15 protein-coding genes are annotated in these 22,187 nt (G+C 63.9%); 6 read left to right on the top strand and 9 right to left on the bottom strand.

Features of this window, described 5'->3' with window-relative positions:
* Positions 1-22 precede the first annotated feature (22 nt).
* Complete coding sequence (panB, locus tag ACAX43_RS11545) at positions 23-838, top strand: 3-methyl-2-oxobutanoate hydroxymethyltransferase (RefSeq protein ID WP_370708527.1); 816 nt, start codon at positions 23-25, stop codon at positions 836-838.
* Positions 839-990: 152 nt separating this feature from the next.
* Here the strand turns inward: panB and ACAX43_RS11550 are convergent, their stop codons facing one another.
* The 5 genes from ACAX43_RS11550 to grpE all read right to left on the bottom strand — a co-directional run bounded on the left by ACAX43_RS11550 (position 991) and on the right by grpE (position 7,630).
* Entirely contained in the window at positions 991-3,006 is a 2,016-nt protein-coding gene (locus ACAX43_RS11550) for a chorismate-binding protein (protein WP_370708528.1), read from the bottom strand.
* 25 nt (positions 3,007-3,031) lie between these two features.
* Positions 3,032-4,174 (bottom strand): molecular chaperone DnaJ, encoded by a 1,143-nt coding sequence (gene dnaJ, locus ACAX43_RS11555; RefSeq protein WP_370708529.1) that lies wholly within the window; start codon positions 4,172-4,174, stop codon positions 3,032-3,034.
* A gap of 267 nt (positions 4,175-4,441) precedes the next feature.
* Positions 4,442-6,397, bottom strand: a complete 1,956-nt coding sequence (dnaK, locus tag ACAX43_RS11560; protein ID WP_370708530.1) for a molecular chaperone DnaK — start codon at positions 6,395-6,397, stop codon at positions 4,442-4,444.
* A gap of 153 nt (positions 6,398-6,550) precedes the next feature.
* The gene (locus tag ACAX43_RS11565) at positions 6,551-6,988 is read right to left on the bottom strand and encodes a thioredoxin (protein ID WP_370708531.1); all 438 of its coding nucleotides are present in this window, start codon (positions 6,986-6,988) and stop codon (positions 6,551-6,553) included.
* Between the two features lie 57 nt (positions 6,989-7,045).
* On the bottom strand, positions 7,046-7,630 hold the full coding sequence (gene grpE, locus ACAX43_RS11570; protein ID WP_370708532.1) for a nucleotide exchange factor GrpE: 585 nt from the start codon (positions 7,628-7,630) through the stop codon (positions 7,046-7,048).
* Between the two features lie 379 nt (positions 7,631-8,009).
* Here grpE and ACAX43_RS11575 point away from each other — a divergent pair, with 379 nt between their 5' ends.
* Positions 8,010-8,171, top strand: a complete 162-nt coding sequence (locus ACAX43_RS11575; RefSeq protein ID WP_266238390.1) for a hypothetical protein — start codon at positions 8,010-8,012, stop codon at positions 8,169-8,171.
* Here ACAX43_RS11575 and ACAX43_RS11580 read toward each other — a convergent pair.
* The 3 genes from ACAX43_RS11580 to hrcA form a co-directional block, all read right to left on the bottom strand.
* Complete coding sequence (locus ACAX43_RS11580) at positions 8,143-8,550, bottom strand: RNA-binding S4 domain-containing protein (protein ID WP_370708533.1); 408 nt, start codon at positions 8,548-8,550, stop codon at positions 8,143-8,145. The two genes, ACAX43_RS11575 and ACAX43_RS11580, sit on opposite strands and share 29 nt — an antisense overlap.
* Before the next feature lie 8 nt (positions 8,551-8,558).
* Positions 8,559-9,629 (bottom strand): ferrochelatase, encoded by a 1,071-nt coding sequence (hemH, locus tag ACAX43_RS11585; protein ID WP_370708534.1) that lies wholly within the window; start codon positions 9,627-9,629, stop codon positions 8,559-8,561.
* A 176-nt stretch (positions 9,630-9,805) separates the two neighbouring features.
* Complete coding sequence (hrcA, locus tag ACAX43_RS11590; protein ID WP_106284494.1) at positions 9,806-10,825, bottom strand: heat-inducible transcriptional repressor HrcA; 1,020 nt, start codon at positions 10,823-10,825, stop codon at positions 9,806-9,808.
* 354 nt (positions 10,826-11,179) lie between these two features.
* Here hrcA and ACAX43_RS11595 point away from each other — a divergent pair, with 354 nt between their 5' ends.
* Complete coding sequence (locus ACAX43_RS11595; protein WP_370708535.1) at positions 11,180-12,082, top strand: NAD kinase; 903 nt, start codon at positions 11,180-11,182, stop codon at positions 12,080-12,082.
* An 87-nt stretch (positions 12,083-12,169) separates the two neighbouring features.
* Positions 12,170-13,840: a DNA repair protein RecN gene (recN, locus tag ACAX43_RS11600; RefSeq protein WP_370708536.1), complete on the top strand. Its 1,671-nt coding sequence runs from the start codon at positions 12,170-12,172 to the stop codon at positions 13,838-13,840.
* A gap of 108 nt (positions 13,841-13,948) precedes the next feature.
* Here the strand turns inward: recN and glnE are convergent, their stop codons facing one another.
* Positions 13,949-16,741 carry a bifunctional [glutamate--ammonia ligase]-adenylyl-L-tyrosine phosphorylase/[glutamate--ammonia-ligase] adenylyltransferase gene (glnE, locus tag ACAX43_RS11605; RefSeq protein WP_370708537.1) on the bottom strand — a complete coding sequence of 931 codons (2,793 nt, stop codon included), beginning with the start codon at positions 16,739-16,741 and terminating at the stop codon, positions 13,949-13,951.
* A gap of 187 nt (positions 16,742-16,928) precedes the next feature.
* On the opposite strand from glnE, the gene ACAX43_RS11610 reads away from it, so the two are divergent.
* Together ACAX43_RS11610 and ACAX43_RS11615 are read left to right on the top strand one after the other, a co-directional pair.
* Positions 16,929-21,113 carry a YhdP family protein gene (locus tag ACAX43_RS11610; protein WP_370708538.1) on the top strand — a complete coding sequence of 1,395 codons (4,185 nt, stop codon included), beginning with the start codon at positions 16,929-16,931 and terminating at the stop codon, positions 21,111-21,113.
* Between the two features lie 128 nt (positions 21,114-21,241).
* On the top strand, positions 21,242-22,108 hold the full coding sequence (locus ACAX43_RS11615) for a carbon-nitrogen hydrolase family protein (protein WP_370708539.1): 867 nt from the start codon (positions 21,242-21,244) through the stop codon (positions 22,106-22,108).
* Positions 22,109-22,187 lie beyond the last annotated feature (79 nt).

Below are 22,187 nucleotides of genomic sequence, written 5' to 3' on the forward strand. Positions count from 1 at the left end.
CTTTCCCCAACGGATTCTCCCCATGACCTATTTGCAGGAAGCGAGCCGGAACGCTATCACCGTGCCGAAACTGCAGGCGATGCGCGACGCCGGCGAAAAGATCGCCATGCTCACCTGTTACGACGCGAGCTTCGCCGCGCTGCTGGATCGCGCGGGCGTCGACGTGCTGTTGATCGGCGACTCGCTCGGCAACGTGCTGCAAGGCCAGCCGACCACGCTGCCGGTGTCGCTGGCCGATATCGCGTATCACACCCGCAGCGTCGCGCGGACGCGGCCTTCGGCGCTGGTGGTGGCGGACTTGCCGTTCGGCACCTACGGTACGCCGGAAGACGCCTTCAGGAGTTCGGTGGAACTGATGCGCGCCGGTGCGCAGATGGTGAAGCTCGAAGGTGGTGAATGGCTGGCTGACACGGTGCGCTTTCTGGTCGAGCGGTCGATTCCGGTGTGCGCGCACGTCGGCCTCACGCCGCAATCCGTGCATGCGTTTGGCGGCTTCAAGGTGCAAGGCAAGTCCGAAGCAGGCGCGACCCAGGTGCTGCGCGACTCGCTCGCCGTACAGAATGCGGGCGCCCAACTGATCGTGATCGAAGCAATTCCGACGCTGCTCGGCAGTGAAGTGACGAAGCAATTGCGGATTCCGACGATCGGTATTGGCGCGGGCCTGGACTGCTCGGGTCAGGTACTGGTGCTGCACGACATGCTGGGGATTTTCCCCGGCAAACGGCCGCGCTTCGTGAAGGATTTCATGCAGGGACAGCCCAGCATTCAGGCTGCGGTTGAAGCGTATGTGCGTGCGGTGAAGGACGGCTCGTTCCCTGGGCCTGAGCATACGTTCTGAGCACCCTGTCTGATGGCGGACCGCGTGGCATGCGGGAATCCACATGCCACGCACGCCTGACGGAATGGATTGCTCGCGTACGGCACGTTTGCCACTGTTAGCCGCCGCGGGAGCACGTGCCGCTCAAAACCGGCGGCGTGAAGCTTTCGGCTTCAGTCCACCACCCGTGCGTGTACCGCGCCTCGCAGTGCATTGCACACCAGCAGCGCTTCGGCGTTGCGCACGTCGACTCGGGTCAACACGCGCTCAGCAGCATGAAAGTCGGTGTCCTCGAGAAGCACACCCCGCATGATCCCGGGCAGCACGCCCGACGCTAGCGGCGGCGTCCACCACTGCCCCGCCAGCTTCACAAACACATTCGACCGGCCACCTTCGGTCAACTCGCCTCGCTCGTTGAAGAACAGCATGTCGAACGCGCCCTTCGCTTCCGCTTCGCGCCAGCCGCGATCGTATTCGGCGCGGCGCGTGGTTTTGTGGCGCAGCAGCGGATCGTTGGCTTCGGTTGCGGGGAAGTCGTGGTCTGGCCCGAGCAGCACGCCGACGGTCGAATCGGCTAGCGGCGTCAGCACTGCGGAGGTTATCTGTGCCGTGCCGTTTTTGCTCAGCGCGAGGCGCATGCGGTGCGGGGTTTGCGCCGGCAGCAGCTCACATTTTTCTGCGATTTGCGCGCGGATTCCGTTTTCGTCATCGAGTTTGAAACCCAGCGTCGCGGCGCTCGCCGAGAGTCGCGCGAGATGGCGCGACAGATATCGCACGCCGTCTTCCCGCGTCGCGCGCATCGTTTCGAAGAGATCGAAACCCGGCTCGGCACCGGTCAGAAAGCTGGCCTTCAATTGGCACTCCGCATATTCGTCGGCGGCGACACTGTCGAGTACGATGCCCGCGCCGACGCCCATCTTGCCGTGCAGTTCGCCGGGCTGTTCGGCCGGGCTTAAGGTCAAGGTGCGGATTGCGACGGACAGGCAGAAGTCGCCGCAAGCGTTTTCGCTTTCGCTTTCGCTTGCAGTGGCTGACGACGTGGCGGCTGAAGCAGCGGCAGCGGCAGCGGCAGCGGCGGTAACACCAGCGGCCCCCGCGGCAGTGTTGTTCTTCGTACTGGCGCCGGCACTGGCGGCGACTTCAGCAGCGACCGCCGGCGCATCGAGCCAGCCGATCGCGCCGGTGTAAAGACCACGCGGCGTGCTTTCGAGCGCGTCGATCAATTGCATCGTGCGATGCTTCGGTGCCCCGGTGATCGAGCCGCACGGGAACAGCGCGCGCAGGATGCCGGCGAAAGTCGTGCCGGCGCGCAACGTCGCATGCACCGTCGACGTCATCTGCCAAACCGACGCATACGGTTCGACCGAAAACAGCGCCGGCACACTGACCGAGCCCGTCTGCGCGACGCGCGACAAATCGTTGCGCAACAGATCGACGATCATCACGTTTTCGGCGCGGTTCTTCGGATCGTTCGCGAGGAACTCGGCAGCATGCCGATCGGCCACGGGATCTGCTGAACGCGGCGCCGTGCCTTTCATCGGCCGGGCGCGCAACATGGCGCCTTCTTTCTCGATGAACAACTCCGGCGAGCACGACAGCACCCAGTTGCCGCCCGGCAACGCGATCAGCGCACCATATGGAACCGGCTGACGGGCCCTCAGGCGCCGATAGAGCGCGGTTGGCGAGCCGAATACATCGAAATCAAGCCGATACGTGTAGTTGACCTGATAAGAATCACCCGCACGCAGGGCGGCATGAATCGCATCGATCGCTTCGTTGAATTGCTTTGGATCGACGCTCGCGCGCACGTTCGCCGTACCCGCCACCGACGCCTCGGCCGCGCCGCCGTCGCGCTTCATGAGCCACGCGTCGACCTCGTCGCGCGACAGCTTCTCGCAACGTTCGAACAATAAAAAACGCAGCATGGCATCGCCAGGCTGCGTTTTCAAAGACCGATGGGAATCTTTGTCGAGAAGATTCCGGCCAAACTCATAGTCGGCGAGCACGACAGCATGCAAACCACGCCGTGCGTCCGCCGTCACGGTCTCGCACACGACTTCGAGTTGCGCGGCGTCCGCACAAACCCGTTCGTGCACAAAACCCGTGTACAGACGGCTCGAACGGCGCGCCGCCGTCGCGTCGCAATCGTCGAGCAACGCGAAAACAGCGCCGCGCTCATCTGCCGTCATGCTGATTGCCAACCTCAAACTGCCATTAATCGAAGAAGCTCTTCACCCGGTCGAACCAGCTCTTGCTTTGCGGGCTATGCCGCGCACCGCCTTCCACGAGTGCCTTCTCGAACTGCTGAAGCAGTTCGCGCTGCGGCTCGGTGAGCTTGACCGGTGTTTCGACTTGCACGTGCACATACAGATCGCCGGCAATACTCGAACGCAGCCCCTTGATGCCCTTGCCACGCAGACGGAACGTCTTGCCCGACTGCGTGCCTTCCGGCACCGTGAAGCTGGCGCGCCCCGCGAGGGTCGGCACTTCGATTTCACCGCCGAGCGCCGCCGTGGTGAACGGAATCGGCATCTGGCAATGCAGGTCGTCGCCGTCGCGTTCGAACACCGAGTGTTGCTTGATGTGAATCTCGACGTACAAGTCGCCCGACGGACCACCGTTGATGCCCGGTTCGCCGTTACCGGCCGAGCGGATGCGCATGCCGTCGTCGATACCTGCCGGAATTTTCACTTCCAGCGTCTTGGTTTCCTTCACCTTGCCCGCGCCGTGGCAGTGGCCGCACGGATCAGGGATATAGGTGCCGGTGCCGTGACATTTCGGGCAAGTCTGCTGGATGCTGAAGAAACCCTGCGACATCCGCACCTGACCCGAACCGCTACAGGTCGGGCAGGTTTCCGGTTTGGTACCGGGCTTCGCGCCCGAACCATGACAGATTTCGCACGACACCCAGCTCGGCACGCGAATTTGCGTGTCGTAGCCGTGTGCGGCCTGTTCCAGCGTGATTTCCATGCTGTAGCGCAGATCGGCGCCGCGATACACCTGCGGGCCTGCGCGGCCGCCGCCGCCGCGTGCGGCGCCCCCGGCCGCCTGGCCGAAGATGTCGCCGAAAATATCGCCGAACGCATCGGCAAAACCGCCGAAACCTTGCGCACCGGCTCCGCCCATGTTCGGATCGACGCCGGCGTGGCCGTACTGATCGTACGCGGCACGCTTTTGCGAGTCCGAGAGCATTTCATAGGCTTCCTTCACCTCTTTGAAATGCCCTTCCGCATCCTTGTTGCCCGGGTTGCGGTCAGGGTGGTGTTTCATCGCAAGTTTGCGATAAGCCTTCTTGATTTCCTCGTCGCTCGCGTTCTTTGCGACGCCCAGGCACTCGTAGTAATCCCGTTTCGCCATATCGGTTCAACGCCACTCGCGTAATGGGGCGCGGTGGCTCCTCTTGAATGCTGGAGTCTTGCGACTCGTCCGGCCGCTGTTTCCCGCCGCATTTACGCGACTCGAAACCACGCCCTCCATAAAACAAATGTGCCCGGAGAGCCCCAAAAGGCTCACCAGGCGCGATAACCGCTTGCAGGTTCATGCACCCGGACGGGCGCAAACCGTTGTGCAGCCGGGCCGCACACATCGCTGTGTGCGGCTCTACGGTCAAAATGCGACCTGGCTTTAGTCTTTCTTCACTTCCTTGAACTCGGCGTCGACCACGTCGTCCTGCTGCTGGTGGCTCGCGCCACCTGCCGATGCGCCCGCACCTGCCGCACCCGCTGCCGCTGCTTCGGCACCTTGTGCCGCCTGCATGTCGGCGTACATCTTCTCGCCCATCTTCTGCGAGGCGGTCGCCACCACTTCGATCTTGGCTTCGATCGCAGCCTTGTCGCTCGAACCGCTCTTCAGCGTTTCCTCGAGGTCCTTCAGCGCGGTTTCGATCGCTTCCTTCTCAGCGGCGTCCAGCTTGTCGCCGTATTCGGTCAGCGCCTTCTTCGTGCTGTGGACCAGCGCGTCGCCCTGGTTACGGGCATCGGCCAACTCACGCAGCTTGTGATCTTCTTCCGCGTTCGCTTCGGCGTCCTTCACCATCTTTTCGATTTCGGCCTCGGACAGACCCGAGTTCGCCTTGATCGTGATGCGGTTTTCCTTGCCGGTCGCCTTGTCTTTCGCGCCGACGTGGAGAATACCGTTCGCGTCGATGTCGAAGCTCACTTCGATCTGCGGCGTGCCGCGCGGTGCCGGCGGAATGCCTTCGAGGTTGAATTCGCCCAGCAGCTTGTTGCCCGCTGCCATTTCGCGTTCGCCCTGGAACACCTTGATCGTCACGGCGCCCTGATTGTCGTCAGCCGTCGAGTAGACCTGTGCGTGCTTGGTCGGGATCGTGGTGTTCTTGTTGATCATCTTCGTCATCACGCCGCCGAGCGTTTCGATGCCGAGCGACAGCGGGGTCACGTCGAGCAGCAGAACGTCTTTGCGGTCGCCCGACAGAACCTGACCTTGAATCGCGGCGCCAACGGCCACGGCTTCGTCCGGGTTCACGTCACGGCGCGGTTCCTTGCCGAAGAATTCCTTGACCTTGTCCTGCACCTTCGGCATACGCGTCATACCGCCGACGAGGATCACGTCGTCAATTTCGCCGACCTTCACGCCTGCGTCCTTGATCGCGATGCGGCACGGCTCGATCGTGCGTTCGATCAGCTCTTCAACCAGCGCTTCCAGCTTGGCGCGCGTGATTTTCAGGTTCAAGTGCTTCGGACCCGACGCGTCGGCCGTGATGTACGGCAGGTTGATTTCAGTCTGCTGGCTCGACGACAACTCGATCTTCGCCTTTTCAGCCGATTCCTTCAGGCGCTGCAGCGCGAGCACGTCTTTCGACAGGTCGACGCCTTGTTCCTTCTTGAACTCGCCGATGATGTAATCGATGATGCGTTGGTCGAAGTCTTCACCGCCGAGGAACGTGTCGCCGTTCGTGGACAGCACTTCGAACTGCATTTCACCGTCAACGTCAGCGATTTCGATGATCGACACGTCGAACGTACCGCCGCCCAGGTCATACACCGCGATCTTGCGGTCGCCCTTTTCGGCCTTGTCCAGACCGAATGCCAACGCGGCTGCGGTCGGTTCGTTGATGATCCGCTTCACTTCCAGACCGGCGATGCGGCCTGCGTCTTTGGTAGCCTGACGCTGGCTGTCGTTGAAGTACGCCGGAACCGTGATCACAGCTTCCGTGACCGGCTCGCCGAGGTAGTCTTCAGCGGTTTTCTTCATCTTGCGCAGCACTTCCGCCGAGATTTGCGGCGGTGCCAGCTTGTCGTCGCGCACCTGGACCCATGCGTCGCCGTTGTCGGCCTTCATGATCTTGTACGGCATCAGACCAATGTCTTTCTGCACTTCTTTTTCTTCGAAGCGGCGGCCGATCAGGCGCTTGACGGCGTACAGCGTGTTACGCGGATTCGTGACCGACTGACGCTTAGCCGGCGCGCCGACGAGAATCTCGCCGTCTTCCATGTAAGCGATGATCGACGGCGTGGTGCGCGCACCTTCCGAGTTCTCGATCACTTTGACCGAGTTGCCTTCCATGATCGCCACGCACGAGTTGGTCGTGCCGAGGTCGATGCCGATGATTTTGCCCATTTTCACTAATCTCCTGACTTTGATCGCTGCGGGAATCGCCTGATTTGCCCATCTGGCGGTAAGGCGACCCGCTCTCAATTCATACCTGCACTCAACATAAGTGCATCCGCATCGTTTTCAAGACCTCTTTTACGATGCGGTCTTTAATTTTTTTCAATCAGCCGAACTTTTGCCGCTTTTTTCGTCAGATGGCGCACTGCCGCCTGCATTGGCCGGCCGGATTTTTTCCCGGGCAGCCGCGACTGCCGCCTCGAACTGCCCAAGGCCGTGCCAGCCGGTTGCCCGGCCGAGCCGCTTGCCGCGGTAAAAGAAGAACCAGGTGGGCACGCCGTGAAGCATGAAGCGCCGGCCTAGTTCGCGATGCTCGCATACGTTGCTGTGAAACCAGCGGAGGCCGAGCGCGCGAATTGCGTCCGGCTGCGCCAGCATCGCCTTCTTGGCAATCTCGCAGTTGAAGCAGTCGAGACCCCAGAAAAACACCACGGCCAGATCATCCCCGGCTTCGGCAAGCGCGGCGTCGAACGACTCGGCGCTAAGCGCCTGCATGTCGAAAACGGCGAACGCGGTGGCGTCGACGTGAATGTTGGCCATGATGGCGCCGGTCAAGCGGAACGGCTGATAATCGGCTTGTAACGCGGCCTGCGAGGCTTACTTAGGCGCCGCGACGGTCACAAGGGCCGGACGCAGCACCCGGTCGGCGATCACGAAGCCTTTTTGCAGCACGGCGACGACGGTGTTCGGCTCCTGCTCGGCCGGCACCATCGAAATAGCCTGGTGACGATGCGGGTCGAACTTCTCGCCGACCGGATTCAGGGCGACGACGCGGCCCTTCTCCAGCGCACCCGTGAGCTGGCGCAGCGTGAGTTCGACGCCTTCACGAACTTTCTGCAGATCGTCGGACGAGTGGGTAACCGCTGCTTCGAGGCTATCGATCACAGGCAGCAGATGCTCGGCGAAGCTTTCGATCGCGAACTTGTGAGCCTTGGCGACATCTTCCTGGGCGCGGCGGCGTACGTTTTCAGTCTCTGCCTTCGCCCGCAGGAAGCTTTCCTGCAGCTCGGCGATCTTCGCCTCGGCTTCGGCCAATGCGGCTTCCGCGCCGGCTACCGGCGAGTCGGTGGCGGCGTTTGCGGCCACGTCCTGCTGGGGTGCTGTGGCCTCGGCGGCCTGGTGCGCGGTGTCGTCCGCGGGCGTGGGATTCTGGCTCGTCGGGTTCTCTTGCGTGTTTTCCATGTCGCTGAAAGTCGTTAAAAAGGTAAAAGCCAACGGTGGCGGCGGTATGCAAAGCAAGCGCGATTTGTGCGTTGCAAAATTGCGACAGATAACTTCGTGCGTTACCGCGTATCGAGACGGCAGATGGGGCCGGAAAGACCCAATTCAAGCGCCTCTGCGGAACTTTTCGCACCTCGGATGTGCGGCAGAAATGCGCGGTTACAACCATTATCGAGTCGCAATCAGATTGAGATTGAGTGCGATCAACAAGTGGCCTATGCTCCACTAAAGCATCGGAAAAGACACGTTAACCCTAATCTGACGTAAGCCTTTCCGACATTGTGCAATTCCACCCGATTAGCCCGTTTCCGTCCTGCAGCATCTTCCCAAGGGGGCCACCGTGAAACTGACCTTTGCAATATCGGTGGTCGCATTGGTACTGATCGCGGGCACCACGACCATCTGCCTGTCCGGGGCCGTCAACGACCACACCACCGAGTACGGCGGTGTGCACGCCACGATGGAACAGCTGTTCAATCCCCACCTGAAAGTTTGTCGATAGTGCGCCGGTCACGCTTGGTCGGCCTGCCGTGCAAAGCGGCGGCCGGTTCGCGATAGGTCTTGCGCCGCTCCTGCTCGACCTGCCGCTTCACCTTGCTCTCTTCGGTTTCCGCATAAAGCGTCTGCGCCACACTGGCCGGGCCACGCACATCGCACACGCCCAGCACCTCCACCTGCCACACAATCCGCTCGATCTCGATCTCAACCAGGTCGCCAACCCGCACCTCTTTGGCCGGCTTGACACTAGCGCCGCCGATGCGCACATGGCCTTTGTCGACCGCATCCGCCGCGAGTGAGCGCGTCTTGAAGAAGCGCGCCGCCCAAAGCCATTTGTCGATGCGTAGCTTCGCGCCCGGTTCGGTTGAAATTCTGTAGTTCATGAGCCTGCTCAAGCCCCGGTCGCGTGCGGCACCGGCACCGCTTGCACGGGCCAGCCTTGCAGATTCTGCGCGACGATTTCGCCAAGCGCGGCAATCCATGGCTGCGAGGCGTTCACGCAAGGAATCCGATGAAACTCCTTGCCGCCTGCATGCAGGAACTCGTCGCGCACTTCCATGCCGATTTCTTCGATCGTTTCAAGGCAATCGGCGGTAAAGCCTGGACAGAACACGTCAGCACGCCGCACGCCTGCCGAGCCCAATTCCTTCAGCGTGGGCGCGGTGTACGGCTGCAGCCATTCGGCCTTGCCGAAGCGCGACTGGAAAGTGATGCGGCATTCCACCTGCGTCAACCCTAGCGCCTGCGTCAGCAATGCACCGGTCTGCTGGCATTGCGCGTGGTACGGATCGCCGAGATCCAGCGTGCGCTTGGGCACGCCGTGAAAACTGAGCACCAGCTTGTCGCCCGCCGCGAAGTCGGGCCGACCGTGTTGATGCCAGTACTGATGCACCTGGGCGGCGAGCGCGGCGATGTATGCCGGGTGATCGGCGTACTCACGCACCGTGCGGATTTCCGGCTGGTTGCGCATGCGCTTGAGGGCGGAAAAGGCATCGTCGAAGGCTGTGGCCGTGGTCGAAGACGAATATTGCGGATACATGGGCATCAGCAGCACACGCTCGGCGCCCGCCAGCTTAAGCTGGTTCAGCATGGCCGGAATGCCGGGCGTGCCATAGCGCATCGCGTAGTCGACCAGCACCGTGTAGTCGTTCAATTGCAGCAGATGGCGCAAGCCCTCCACCTGCTTCTCTGTATTGACGCGCAGCGGCGAGCCCTCGGGCATCCAGACCGCTGCGTACTTCTTCGCTGAGGCGCGGCCCCGAAACGGCAAAATCACCAGCCGCAGGATCACCTGCCAGACCAGCGCCGGAATTTCGACCACGCGAGGGTCGGACAGAAACTGCGCGAGATAGCGGCGGACCGCACGCGGCGTCGGCGCGTCCGGCGTGCCGAGATTGATCAGCAACACGGCGACACGGTGTGACGTGGCGTTCTGTGAAGGCCGCTCGAGGTCAAAGCGCATAGGCAGCAGGAGTAACCGCTTTAGGCGGAGAGTCGGTTCAGGTGGAATTCATTATAGCGGCGCGGTCCATGGCGGGGTCCGCCATGGACCCCTGGCCATTCGGCCAATTGGCAAGCCGCGCGCCGTCGCGCATCATTTGCAGCATCAGGACCCGCAGCAAGCCGTGACCGCTGGGGTTACTGCTGGCTGAGGGTCAGGGAAAGCAGCCGCGCGGTGATATCCACAATCGGAATCACGCGGTTGTAGGCCATGCGGGTCGGCCCGATCACGCCGAGCGTGCCGACGATCTTGCCGTTTACCTCGTACGGCGCGGTCACGACGCTCATTTCCTCGATCGGCACGAGATTCGACTCGCCGCCAATGAAAATCTGCACGCCCGCCGCGTGACTCGATACGTCGAGCAACTGAAGGAGACTGGTCTTTTGATCGAACACATCGAACAGCTTGCGCAAGCGCGCCATGTCCGACGAAAGGTCGGCGACTTCAAGGAGATTGCGCTCGCCGGAGATCAGCACGGTCTCGCCAGTGTCGGATTCATCCGTGCTGGCCGTGACCGCCGCGTGCATCAGCGTGGTCATGTCGCCGCGCAGTTCGTCGATTTCTTCGCGCAAGCGGCGGCGCACGTCGTCGAACGAGAGACCCGCGAAGTGCGCGTTGATGTAATTGGAGGCCTCCACCAGCTGCGACGGCGAAAAGTCGCGTTGGGTCGCCATGATGCGGTTCTGCACGTCGCCTTCGGGTGTCACGATGATCAGCAGGATGCGCTTGTCAGACAGGCGCATGAATTCGATCTGCTTGAACACGTGACTGCGCCGCGGTGTCAGCACCACGCCCGCGAACTGCGACAGGTTGGACAGCACGCTGGCCGCCGCGGCGACGATTTTCTGCGGTTCGCCCGCCTGCAGCGTAGTCTTGACGGTACGCGTCACCGCCTCTTCGTCCGCGGCGGATTCCACCGTCAGCATGGTATCGACGAACAGCCGGTAGCCGCGCGGCGTCGGAATGCGGCCCGCGGAAGTATGCGGACTGATCACGAGTCCCAGATCCTCGAGATCGGACATCACGTTGCGGATCGTTGCCGGGCTCAGTTCGAGGCCGGAATAGCGTGACAACGTGCGCGAGCCGACCGGCTGACCTTCGGCGATGTAGCGCTCGATCAGCGTTTTGAGGAGGGTTTGTGCGCGAGGATCTAGCATGACGGAAAATTTTAGCTCAATGACACGACTACAGCGAGCGCTAATGGCGCTAATCACTCACGATCGCGCTGCCTCTCGGCAACGCGGTGCCTGGAATTCGGTGCGGTGCTTCGCCTGCCGCGCTGTCCAGCGTGTTTGCCGGCACTTTGTCCAGCTCCGAGCCCTGCGCCTCGCCGCCCACTCTTCTGGCAAGTCCGCTGGCGCCGCGCCGCCGCACGACAACCGGCGCACATGTCATCAAGGCTTCACCATTCTAACGATAATCGCGCAATGCGCTGGCAGCCCGCGTGCGCCGGCCCGCTACCGTGTCTGTCCACGGTTCTTTTCAGGCCCTACCTATGGTGTAATGCCGGCATGCAAGTGACCAGCCAGTTCAAGACCGTCGCGCTCGTCGGGCGCAACAATACGCCGGGCATCGGCGAGCCGCTGACCGCGCTCGCCTCGTGCATCGCGAAGCGCGGCTTCGACGTCGTGTTCGAAGCCGACACCGCCGCCGAAATCGGCGTCACCGACTACCCGGCGCTGCGTCCCGCCGAGATCGGTGCGCGCGCCGACGTCGCCGTGGTGCTAGGCGGCGACGGTACGATGCTCGGCATTGGCCGCCAGCTTGCGCCCTACCGCACGCCGCTGATCGGTATCAACCACGGGCGGCTCGGCTTCATTACCGACATTCCGATCTCCGACATGCGCGAGATCGTGCCGCAAATGCTCGCCGGCAACTTCGAGCGCGAAGAGCGCACGTTGCTCGAAGCGCGCATCATGCGCGGCGGCAATCCGATCTATCACGCGCTGGCCTTCAACGACGTCGTGGTCAACCGTAGCGGTTTCTCGGGGATGGCGGAACTGCATGTGTCCGTGGACGGGCGCTTCATGTACAACCAGCGCTCGGACGGCCTGATCGTCGCCACGCCTACCGGCTCGACCGCGTACGCGCTGTCGTCGCAAGGGCCGATCCTGCATCCGCAATTGCAAGGCATCGTGCTGGTGCCGATCGCGCCGCATGCGCTGTCGAACCGCCCGATCGTGCTGCCGGACGACTCGAAGGTGAGCATCCAGATCGTCTCGGGCCGCGAAGTGAACGTCAATTTCGACATGCAGTCGTTCACCTCGCTGGAACTGGGCGACACGATCGAAGTGCGCCGCTCGCGTCATACGGTACCGATGCTGCATCCGGTCGGCTACAGCCACTTCGCAACGCTGCGCAAAAAGCTGCACTGGAACGAATACCCGTCGCACGAAGAAGACACCAGGCCTTGAGCGACCGGAACCCCGGACCGCCGGAACACTGGAACGCGAACGCCGCCGCTGCCGAACCCTGAACATCACGCTCATCAGACGACCTCCATGCTTCGCCACCTCTCGATACGCGACTTCGTCATCGTCGCCGCGCTCGATCTCGAATTCGACAGCGGCTTTTCCGTTTTCTCCGGCGAAACAGGGGCCGGCAAGTCGATCCTGATCGACGCGCTGGCCCTCGCGCTCGGCGCCCGCACCGATGCGAGCGTGGTGCGCACCGGCGAGAGCCGCGCGGACATCACGGCCGAGTTCGAGGCGCACGCGCAAGTCGAGCACTGGCTCGACGAGCAGGCGCTCGGCACGACCACCGACGACGGCCATCACGGAAGCACCGTGATGCTGCGGCGCGTGGTGGATGCGAACGGCCGCTCGCGGGCCTTCATCAACGGCACCGCGGCGACGCTCGCGCAGTTGCGCGAAGTCGGCGAGATGCTGGTGGATATTCACGGGCAGCATGCGCACCAGCTACTGATGCGCCCGGACGCACAACGCGAACTGTTCGACACCCATGCCGGCCTGACCGACACCGCCGCAACCGTGACCCGGGCCTGGCGCACGTGGCGCGAGAAAGTCCAGGCCGTCGAGCACGCGCAGACGCGCGACCGTGAGCTGCAACTCGAACGCGAGCGCCTTGCCTGGCAGCTCACCGAACTGGATAAGCTCGCACCGCAACCCGGCGAGTGGGAAGAAGTCAACGCCGAGCACCGGCGGCTGTCGCATTCGGCCAATCTGATCGACGGCGTGCAAGGGGCGCTCGGCGCGCTGTCCGAATCGGACGAGGCGATGATCACGCAGCTGGCCTCGATCGTATCGAAGGTGCGTGACCTGGCAGAGATCGATCCTGCCTTGAACGACGTGCTGGCAGCACTGGAACCGGCCGAGATCCAGTTGCAGGAAGCGGCTTATTCACTCAGCCACTATGCGCAGAAGCTCGACCTCGATCCGGACCGGCTGGCCCAGGTCGAAAAGCGTCTCGACGCGCTGCACTCGGCCGCGCGCAAATTCCGCTTGCGGCCGGAAACGCTGCCTGAAGAACACGAAACGCGCCGCGCGCAACTTGCGGCGCTCGACGCAGCAGCCGACCTCGACAGCCTGCACGCGGCCGAAGCCAAGGCTAAAGAAGCCTTCCTTACCGAAGCGAAAAAATTGTCGAAGGCGCGCGCCAAGGCCGGTAAGGCTCTGGGCGTGGCTGTCACCACCGGCATGCAGGAACTGTCGATGAAAGGCGGCAGCTTCGAAGTGGCACTCGTGCCGTTGCCGGAAGGCGGCGCGCATGGGCTCGAGCAGGTCGAATTCCGCGTCGCCGGACATGCCGGCGTGCCGCTGCGGCCGCTTGCGAAGGTCGCCTCAGGCGGGGAACTGGCGCGGATCAGTCTCGCGCTGGCTGTCATTGCCAGCGCCGCAAGCCCGACGCCTACCCTGATCTTCGACGAAGTCGATACGGGCATCGGCGGGGGCGTCGCCGAAGTGGTCGGACGTTTGCTGCATCAACTCGGACAAGCGCGTCAGGTGCTGTGCGTCACGCACTTGCCGCAAGTGGCCGCACGCGGCGACCATCATTTTCAGGTGGCAAAAGCGGGCAACGGCAAGGGCGGCACGGTCAGCAGCGTGACTTCGCTCGATAAAGCGAGCCGCGTCGAAGAAGTTGCGCGCATGCTCGGCGGCCTGGAAATCACCGCGACCACCCGCAAGCACGCGAAGGAAATGCTGGCGGCTTAAGCACTACGCGGCGCGGGTCCGCTCCGCCGCGCGGGCCGCTTCGCAAAAAAACTCGGGCAGCAAATCACAATAGCCCGCGCCCTAACCGAGCGAGCGCGCCTTACCGCATCAGCCGAACACCCGCTTCCAAAGCGCCAGCACCGCCTCACGCTCGGCGGCCACCAACGCCGGATCGACGCGCGCCTTCTCCATGCCGTCCAAACGCAGCTTGTGCTGCAACTTCCGGTAAGTCCGGTAGGCCGCGCCGACCGTCTCCGCTTCCGCCTCGCTCATCAAGCCGAAGCGCGACACTTCACGCAGCAACGCGATATTGCCGGTATTGCGGATCAGTTCAGGATCGCTCGCCGCATGCAGCAGGACCCAGTACTGCACCGTGAATTCGATATCGACCATCCCGCCGCGGTCGTGCTTCAGGTCGAACAGCGCCGTCTGGTTCGGATGCCCCGCTTCGACACGCTCACGCATTTCGACGATTTCCTTCGCAAGCGGCGCGGCCTCGCGCGGCGTGGTCAGCACCTGCTCGCGGATCTCCTCGAATTTCGCGCCGATTCCGGCGTCGCCCGCGCAGTAGCGCGCGCGGCTCAACGCCTGGTGCTCCCACACCCACGCGGTATTCGCCGCATCGCCTTCGCGCAGTTGATAGCGGCGGAACGCGTCCAGATCGGTAACGAGCAGGCCCGACTCGCCGTTCGGCCGCAGCCGCAAGTCGACATCGAACAAGGTGCCCGCGCCGGTCGCCGTCGTCAGCCAGGTGATGAGGCGGCGGGTGTACGTGGCGTAGACGTCGGCGGCGGCATCGTCGGGATCGTCGTAGAGGAAGATCACGTCGAGGTCGGACGCGTAACCCAGTTCCTTGCCGCCCAGCTTGCCGTAGGCGATCACCGCAAACTTCGGCACCTCGCGGTGGCGTTTGGCCAGTTGCTTCCAGACCGCTTCGAGCGTGACGTCGAGCACGGCGTCGGCGAGCTCGGACAGGCGGTCGCTCACATGCTCGACACTCAGCCTGCCGGCCAGATCGATCAGCAGGATGCGGAACACCTCGGCCTGGTGCGCGTGGCGCAGCAGATCCATCTGTTGCTCGACGCCATCCGCCGCGGCCAGACGCAAGCGCAATGTGCGCTTGAATTCAGGCCAGTCGAACGGACTGTCCATCGCCTCGTCGTCGAGGAGTTCGTCGAGCAATTGCGGGTGGCGAATCAGATAGCCGGCGGCCCAGCGCGAACCACCCAGCACCGACAGCACCCGATGCAGCGCTTGCGGATATTCGGTCAGCAGCGCCAGATACGCGCCGCGCCGGCTCACGGCTTCGAGCAGGTCGAAGAACCGCGCCACCGTATCGCCGCGCCGTTCGGGCGGTTCCAAGGTGCGCGCGGCTTCCAGCGCGCGCTGCGCGACGATGTCGAAACGTTGACGGCTGCGCTCGGCGAGCCCCGCGTAACGCGACGACTGCCAGATCGCGCGCAACCGCGCCAGCAGTTCGCCCGGCTCGGGCACACCCAGTTCGATCAGCCGCGCCTCTAGCGCTTCGCCAGCGCTGTCGTCGGCGAGCGCGCTGCTCCACACCCACGCCGCCGCGCCGTCTTCCGGTGCGCCGCAGCCGTCGCGGCCGCTCACCTTGTCGGCGAAAATCTGGTCGAACTGCTGTTCGACGAACTCGCGGTGCGCGTCGAGCTTGAGCATCAGCGCGGCATAGTCGTCGCAACCCATCGCGTGCGCGAGCGCGCCGCGTTCCTCGGGGTCGACCGGCATCGCGTGAGTTTGCGCATCGTTGCGGTATTGCAGACGGTGTTCGAGTTCGCGCAAGAAGCGGTACGCCTGTGAAAGCTTCACGCAGACCGAGGTATCGATCAGCCCGTGGGTGGCGGCGTGCCGCAAAACGGCGAGCGTCGGACGCACCCGGAACCCGGCATCCTGGCCGCCGCGAATCAGCTGAAACACCTGCGCGCTGAATTCGATTTCGCGGATGCCGCCGCGGCCCAGCTTGATGTCGTCGGCCTTGTCGGGCCGCATCGAGGCGCGCCGCTGCGCCTCCTGGCGAATCTGCAAATGCAGCGCGCGAATCGCGCTGATCACGCCGAAGTCGAGATAACGGCGATAGACAAACGGCGTGACGATCGCGTCAAGCTGCTTCTGCAGCCGCTGCGCAGCGTCGCTCGTCCCCTCGGACACCACGCGCCCTTTGATCCACGCATAGCGTTCCCACTCGCGGCCCTGCACGTAAAAATACTCTTCGAGCATGCCGAGGCTGCACACGAGCGGTCCCGAATCGCCGTTCGGCCGCAAACGCATATCGACCCGGAACACGTAACCGTCGGCGGTCACCTCCGCCAATGCGCCGATCAGGCGCTTACCCAGGCGAGTGAAAAAATCCTGTGTCGCGATTGGCGAACGCTGACCGCCCGCGGTCTCGCCGTCTTCCTCGTAGACGAAGATCAGGTCGATGTCCGACGACACATTCAACTCACGCCCACCCAGCTTGCCCATCCCGACCACGCCGAGCGCGAGCCGCTCGCCCTGCGGTCCGCGCGGCTCGCCGTATAGCGCTTCGAGTTCCGCCGAGAGCACCGTCAAGGCCCGCTGAATCGTCGTCTCCGCCAGATCGGTCATCGCGCCGGTGACTTCGGCGACATCCGCCTCGCTAGTCAGATCGCGCTCCATCACGGCGCAAAACACCTCGGTGCGCAACTGGCGCAAGGCCCGTTTAAGTGCATCCTCACTCAACGGACCGGCCGCCGCGCCGCCAGCCTCCACGCACAGCGCGTCAAGGCGCGCGTCGATGCGCTCACGCGTGAGCGGCGCGGCCGCGAGCGCTTTCACATGCGCCACGAGTGGCGGACGCGCCGCTGCGGCGCGCGCCGCGTAATGTGAATAGCTGGAACTCAGGAGAGTGGCGTCGGTCATCAAGGGGCTGGCTCGCTCGTTGCTTTATTAGCGTTGTTCAGTTCGCTGTATCACAGGGGTCAGGCGGTCTCGCGCAGGACGCGAGGCGGCATGCAGAAAGGGTTTGCAGGAAGTCCTGCCGTCGCTTTCCCGTGTGTTACATTTCGTCGTTAATTCGCAAAACTACCATACGTCCACCCGCCGCAGCATGTCCGAGCGAAACGAATCCGCCGAGCCGCACGAAGCCGGACAGGTCCGGCCAGTGAGCGGAAGCGACCACATCGTGCTGCGTCGGACCTTCCACGTGGTGCTGGCGCTCGCACTCGTCCTCTACTTCATTGCGACGGGGCTCTTTCTCGGCTTGCGTTATGTGGTGCTGCCGCGCGTCGATTCGTTCCGGCCGCGCATCGAAGCCACCGTCTCCGACAAACTGCACACGCAGTTCACCATCGGCAAGCTGGCGCCGCATTGGAGCGGCTTTCAGCCGGGCCTCGACGTCACCGATCTCGTCATCCGCGACCATGATGGCCACGCAGCGCTGACCATTCCGCACGCCACCGCCACGCTCTCGTGGAAGTCGCTCTGGCAGTTCCATCCCGCCCTTTCCAGCCTGATCGTCGATCAGCCCGACGTGCTGGTTTCGCGCAGCAGCGACGGCGTGATTTCCGTGGCAGGTGTCCCGGTGCCGACCCGGCACAGCGGCAACGACACTCTGTCCACGTGGCTATTGCGGCAACAGGCGATCGTAGTGCGCGGCGGCGTGCTGCGCTGGCGCGATGCGCAGCGCGCCGCGCCTGAACTCGCCCTGCGCGACATCCGCATCGCGATTCTCAACGAAGCCTACGATCACCGGCTCGCGCTGCAAGCGCCCGCCGACGGCCACGTCCTCCACGGCCCGCTCGATTTCCGCACGCATTTCAAACACGCGCCGCTCTCCGCGATCGGCAAGCCGGTCAACTGGACCGGCGAGGTCTACATGTCGACCGGTCCGGTCGATCTGCCGACCCTCGCGGACTACGTCAATTTCCCGATCGAGATATTCGCCGGCCGCATCGACAATGCGATCTGGGCCGACTTTGCCGATGGCCATATGAAATCCGCGGGCGGCCAACTGGCCGGCATGGATGTCTCGATGCGGGTGCGCCCGACGCAGCCCAGGCTGCTCGTGCCGGTCGCCAATTTCGCGTGGCGCGTCGAGGCCGACCAGGGCGACTACAAGCTGCAACTGAACAACTTGCACGCCGAACTCGGCCAGCCGCCGCTCGACGACGGCACGCCGCTCACCCGCACCCTCGCGTTTTCCACGCTGAACGGCCGCTACCGCACCGCTTCGCAGCAGCATGGGCAACTCGTCAGCGTCAGCGGCGACCGCGTCGACCTGGGCATCCTCGCCGAATTCAGCCGCACGCTGCCTTTGCCACAGCGCCTGCTGAACAATCTCGTGCGCTTCAATCCACGCGGGCTGGTGGCGAACTATCTGATCGAGGTCGAGCGCGGCAAACCGGAGTCGGGCGAAGCAGGCAGCGACCGCCGGCCGAGTGGCGCCGAGCCGATCGAGCACTATCGTTTCAAGGGCGATCTGCAAGGCATTAGCGTCGCCGCCCAGGAACCGCCGCCGGGACTCACCCCGATGAATCACCCGCGCGCAGGCATACCCGGCATCGAGAACCTGTGGGGCAATGTCGACGCCGACGAAAACCACGGCACGGCGACGCTCGACACCTCCAACGTCGCGATTACACTGCCGGGTGTGTTCGACGACCCGCGCCTGAAGCTCGACCGTTTGCATGGCCGCGCCGATTGGACCATCACACCGAAGGCGCCGGGCGAGAACCACCCCGCCTTCACCGTCAAGCTGGCCGACTTCGGCGTCTCGAACCCCGACGCCACGGCCACCGCCACCGCCGATTACAGCAACCCCGGGCACGGGCGCGGTTCGCTCGACCTGAAAGCCGACTTCCAGCGCGCGCAGGTCACACGCATTGCCCGCTATCTGCCGACCAGCGTCAGCGAGAAGCTGCGCATCTATCTGGGCCACGGGCTGCAAGCCGGCATGTCGCACGGCGCGACGATCGAAATACACGGCGATCTGACCAAATTCCCTTACTCCCGCGCCCCGGACGCCGGGATCTTCCACATCGTCGCGCCGTTCAAGGGTGGCAAGTTCGACCCCTCGCCGTACCCGCCGCGCAAGATGAAGAACGGCACGCCGAACGTATGGCCGCCGCTCGACGGCATCGACGGCGTGTTCGAACTCAAGCAGAACGTGCTGCGTTTCGATATCGACCGCGCGCGTTACAAGCAGGTCGCGCTGACCCGGGTGAACGGCAAGATCGACGACCTGGGCACCAAGGCGTCGAGCCTCGTCATCGACGGCAAGGGCCGTGGGCCGCTTGCCGACATGCTCGACTACGTCAACGAAAGCTCGCTCGGCATCATGGCCAAACATGCGACCGAGAAAGTCCGCGCCGAAGGGTCCGCGTCGCTGGCGCTCAAACTGACGGTGCCGCGCACACCCATGCCGCATATCGGCGTGGAGGGCGCGGTCGGCTTCCAGAACAACCGTTTGACTGTCGAAAACGTGCCGCCGCTGTCGCAACTGAACGGCAACGTGCGTTTCACCGAACACACGGCGCAGGTCGACCGGCTCTCGGGCCAGTTCCTTGGCGGCGACGTGCACGCGAAGGGCGGCCTGAAGCAGGACGGCACGTATGCGCTCGACCTCGGCGGCCACATCGCCGTCGATGCCGCCCGCGGTCTCAATCTGCATGGTCCGGCCGCACAAGTGCTCACGCGCATGAGCGGCAGTGCGCCCTACGCGCTGAACGTCCGTGGCGCCAAGGGAAGGCTGCCGGAAGTGACGGCGAACTCCGATCTGACCGGCCTCGCGCTCGACTTCCCCGCGCCCTTCAACAAACCGGTCGGCACGCCGATGCCACTGCACTTCGCGCTCAGTCCGTCAGCGACAGCGAACGAGTCCGGCCTGGAGCGCGCTGACCTGACTTTCGGCCCGATTGCGGCGACCTATCTGCTGCGCTACAAGCCGAAAGCACCGCCGACGGTCGTGCTGGGCGCCATCGGCGTCAACAGGGCCGCCGACTTGCCGTCCGAAGGCGTAATCGCCGCCGTCGACGTCGAAGCGTTCGACGCCGACGCCTGGCGCGCGCTCGTCACCCAGATGCGCAGCAAGGATGCCCCGGCGCCCGCCGCAGCCGCCGCGCCCAATCCCGCCTTCGCGCAATTCCTGCCGAACCGCTTCGCGGTGCACATTGGCACCCTGACGATGCTCAAGCGCCACTGGGACAGCGTGATCGTGGGTGCATCGCATGCAGACGGCAAATGGCAGGCGAACATCGCGTCGAACCAGGTGTCAGGCCACGTTTCGTGGCTGCCGGGCGCCAACAAGGAATCGCCGGGCACGCTGCAGGCGCGCTTTGCCCGTGTGGTGATTCCGTCGGCCACGGACAAAGATCTGCTCGGCCAGGCCATGTCGGCGCCGGCGCAGAACATGCCGTCGATCGATCTGGTGGTCAATGAACTGATCGTGCGCGATCGCAACATAGGCCGGCTCGAAGTCGACGCGCACAACTTCGAGGAAGACGGCGTGCCAGTCTGGCAACTCGACAAACTCGACGTCAGCAACCCCGCCGCTACGCTGACCGCCACCGCGAACTGGCGCACGTCGACAGGTCTTGGCAACACCGCCGACGAAACCACGCCGCGCCGTACCGTGTTCGATTTCAAGCTCGACATCAAGGACGCCGGCGCGCTGCTGGAGCGCTTCGGCCAGCCGCGCACGCTCAAGGCCGGCAGCGGCACGCTGTCGGGCAAGGTGGTGTGGCGTGGCGGCCCGACCGCGGTCGACTATCCCACGCTCAACGGCAATCTGGCCGTCGATTTGCGCCATGGACAGATTCTCAAGGTCGACCCGGGCGTCGCCAAGCTGCTGGGCGTGCTCAGCCTGCAAAGCCTCGCGCGCTTCGCCACGCTCAATTTCCGCGACGTGATCGGCGAAGGCCTGCCGTTCGAACACGTCACGGGCACCGCCCAGATCCATAACGGCATCGGCCGCACCGAGAACTTCGAGATGGTGACGGCACCGGCCCGCGCTGAAATGAAGGGCTCGGTGGATCTGGCGCAGGAAACTCAGGATCTGCATGTGGCGATCGTGCCGACCGTCAGCGCCGGCGCCGCCGTGATCGCCGCGACCGTGATCAATCCACTGCTCGGTCTCGGCGCGCTGGTGGCCGATCTCGCGTTCACCAAATCGGTCTCCCACGCGTTCGCGCGGGAATACGCGATCACCGGTGCGTGGTCGAAACCGCACATCGAGCGGGTGAAGAGCGATCGCGGTAAGATGGACGCTCCGGCTTCGACCGTGGAAGCGCCCTGAGCTCGATCCGATCCTCTGTTTGATCAGAAGAGCGCCGTGCCGCACTCCAGGCCCCAGCCAGCCTTGAACGACGTTTGCGGCGCAAACGGTTCGCGCCGCCGTCTTGCCGGGAGTTTTTCGAAACGCTCATGAGCGAAACACACGTCTCTTCATCTTCGTCCGCCGCGTCGTCCAGCGGGTTTTCCGAAAGCACGTTCCGTGTCGCCGCGCTGCAAATGGTGAGCACGCCGGATCGCGAGCGCAATCTCGCCGAAGCGGAGCGCCTGATCGCCGAAGCTGCCGCCGACGGCGCGCAACTGGTCCTGTTGCCTGAATATTTCTGCTTTATGGGCTTCAAGGACACCGACAAGCTCGCCGTGCGCGAGCCCTACCGGGACGGTCCGATCCAGCGCTTTCTCGCCGATGCCGCGCGCCGTCACAAGGTTTGGGTGATCGGCGGCACATTGCCGTTGACCGTGCCGCAGGCGTCGCGCGTGCTGAACACCACGCTGGTGTTCGATCCGCAAGGCAATGAGGCCGCGCGCTACGACAAGATCCACCTGTTCAACTTCGAAAAGGGCGAAGAATCGTTCGACGAGGCACGCACCATCTGCCCCGGTGGCGAAGTCCGCACCTTCGAGGCGCCGTTCGGCCGGGTCGGCCTGTCGGTCTGCTACGATTTGCGCTTTCCTGAGCTGTACCGGCGCATGGGCGACTGCGCGCTGATCGTGGTTCCGTCGGCGTTCACTTACACCACCGGCCGCGCGCATTGGGAAATGTTGCTGCGCGCCCGCGCGGTCGAAAACCAGTGTTACGTGCTGGCTGCCGCGCAAGGCGGCAAACATGAAAACGGCCGCCGGACATGGGGCCACAGCATGCTGATCGACCCGTGGGGCGAAATCGTCGCGGTGCGCGACGAAGGCGCCGGTGTGGCGGCCGGCAATCTCGAGCGTGCGCGCATCGACGAAGTGCGGCGAAGTCTGCCCGCCTGGCGTCACCGCGTGTTGAGTTGCTGATTTGTTTCCTGACATTGAAAGTGCGGCGCTTGTCACTCATCTGGTGATCGTGGCGCTAACCGAATTCTTCGTATCGAGC

The sequence above is a fragment of the Paraburkholderia sp. IW21 genome, from assembly GCF_041321145.1.
Taxonomy (GTDB): Bacteria; Pseudomonadota; Gammaproteobacteria; order Burkholderiales; family Burkholderiaceae; genus Paraburkholderia.

Coding starts and splice junctions, on each gene's coding strand:
- panB (WP_370708527.1), top strand. CDS start 23: ATGACCTATTTGCAGGAAGCGAGCCGGAACGCTATCACCGTGCCGAAA.
- ACAX43_RS11550 (WP_370708528.1), bottom strand. CDS start 3,006: ATGACGGCAGATGAGCGCGGCGCTGTTTTCGCGTTGCTCGACGATTGC.
- dnaJ (WP_370708529.1), bottom strand. CDS start 4,174: ATGGCGAAACGGGATTACTACGAGTGCCTGGGCGTCGCAAAGAACGCG.
- dnaK (WP_370708530.1), bottom strand. CDS start 6,397: ATGGGCAAAATCATCGGCATCGACCTCGGCACGACCAACTCGTGCGTG.
- ACAX43_RS11565 (WP_370708531.1), bottom strand. CDS start 6,988: ATGGCCAACATTCACGTCGACGCCACCGCGTTCGCCGTTTTCGACATG.
- grpE (WP_370708532.1), bottom strand. CDS start 7,630: ATGGAAAACACGCAAGAGAACCCGACGAGCCAGAATCCCACGCCCGCG.
- ACAX43_RS11580 (WP_370708533.1), bottom strand. CDS start 8,550: ATGAACTACAGAATTTCAACCGAACCGGGCGCGAAGCTACGCATCGAC.
- hemH (WP_370708534.1), bottom strand. CDS start 9,629: ATGCGCTTTGACCTCGAGCGGCCTTCACAGAACGCCACGTCACACCGT.
- hrcA (WP_106284494.1), bottom strand. CDS start 10,825: ATGCTAGATCCTCGCGCACAAACCCTCCTCAAAACGCTGATCGAGCGC.
- ACAX43_RS11595 (WP_370708535.1), top strand. CDS start 11,180: ATGCAAGTGACCAGCCAGTTCAAGACCGTCGCGCTCGTCGGGCGCAAC.
- recN (WP_370708536.1), top strand. CDS start 12,170: ATGCTTCGCCACCTCTCGATACGCGACTTCGTCATCGTCGCCGCGCTC.
- glnE (WP_370708537.1), bottom strand. CDS start 16,741: ATGACCGACGCCACTCTCCTGAGTTCCAGCTATTCACATTACGCGGCG.
- ACAX43_RS11610 (WP_370708538.1), top strand. CDS start 16,929: ATGTCCGAGCGAAACGAATCCGCCGAGCCGCACGAAGCCGGACAGGTC.
- ACAX43_RS11615 (WP_370708539.1), top strand. CDS start 21,242: ATGAGCGAAACACACGTCTCTTCATCTTCGTCCGCCGCGTCGTCCAGC.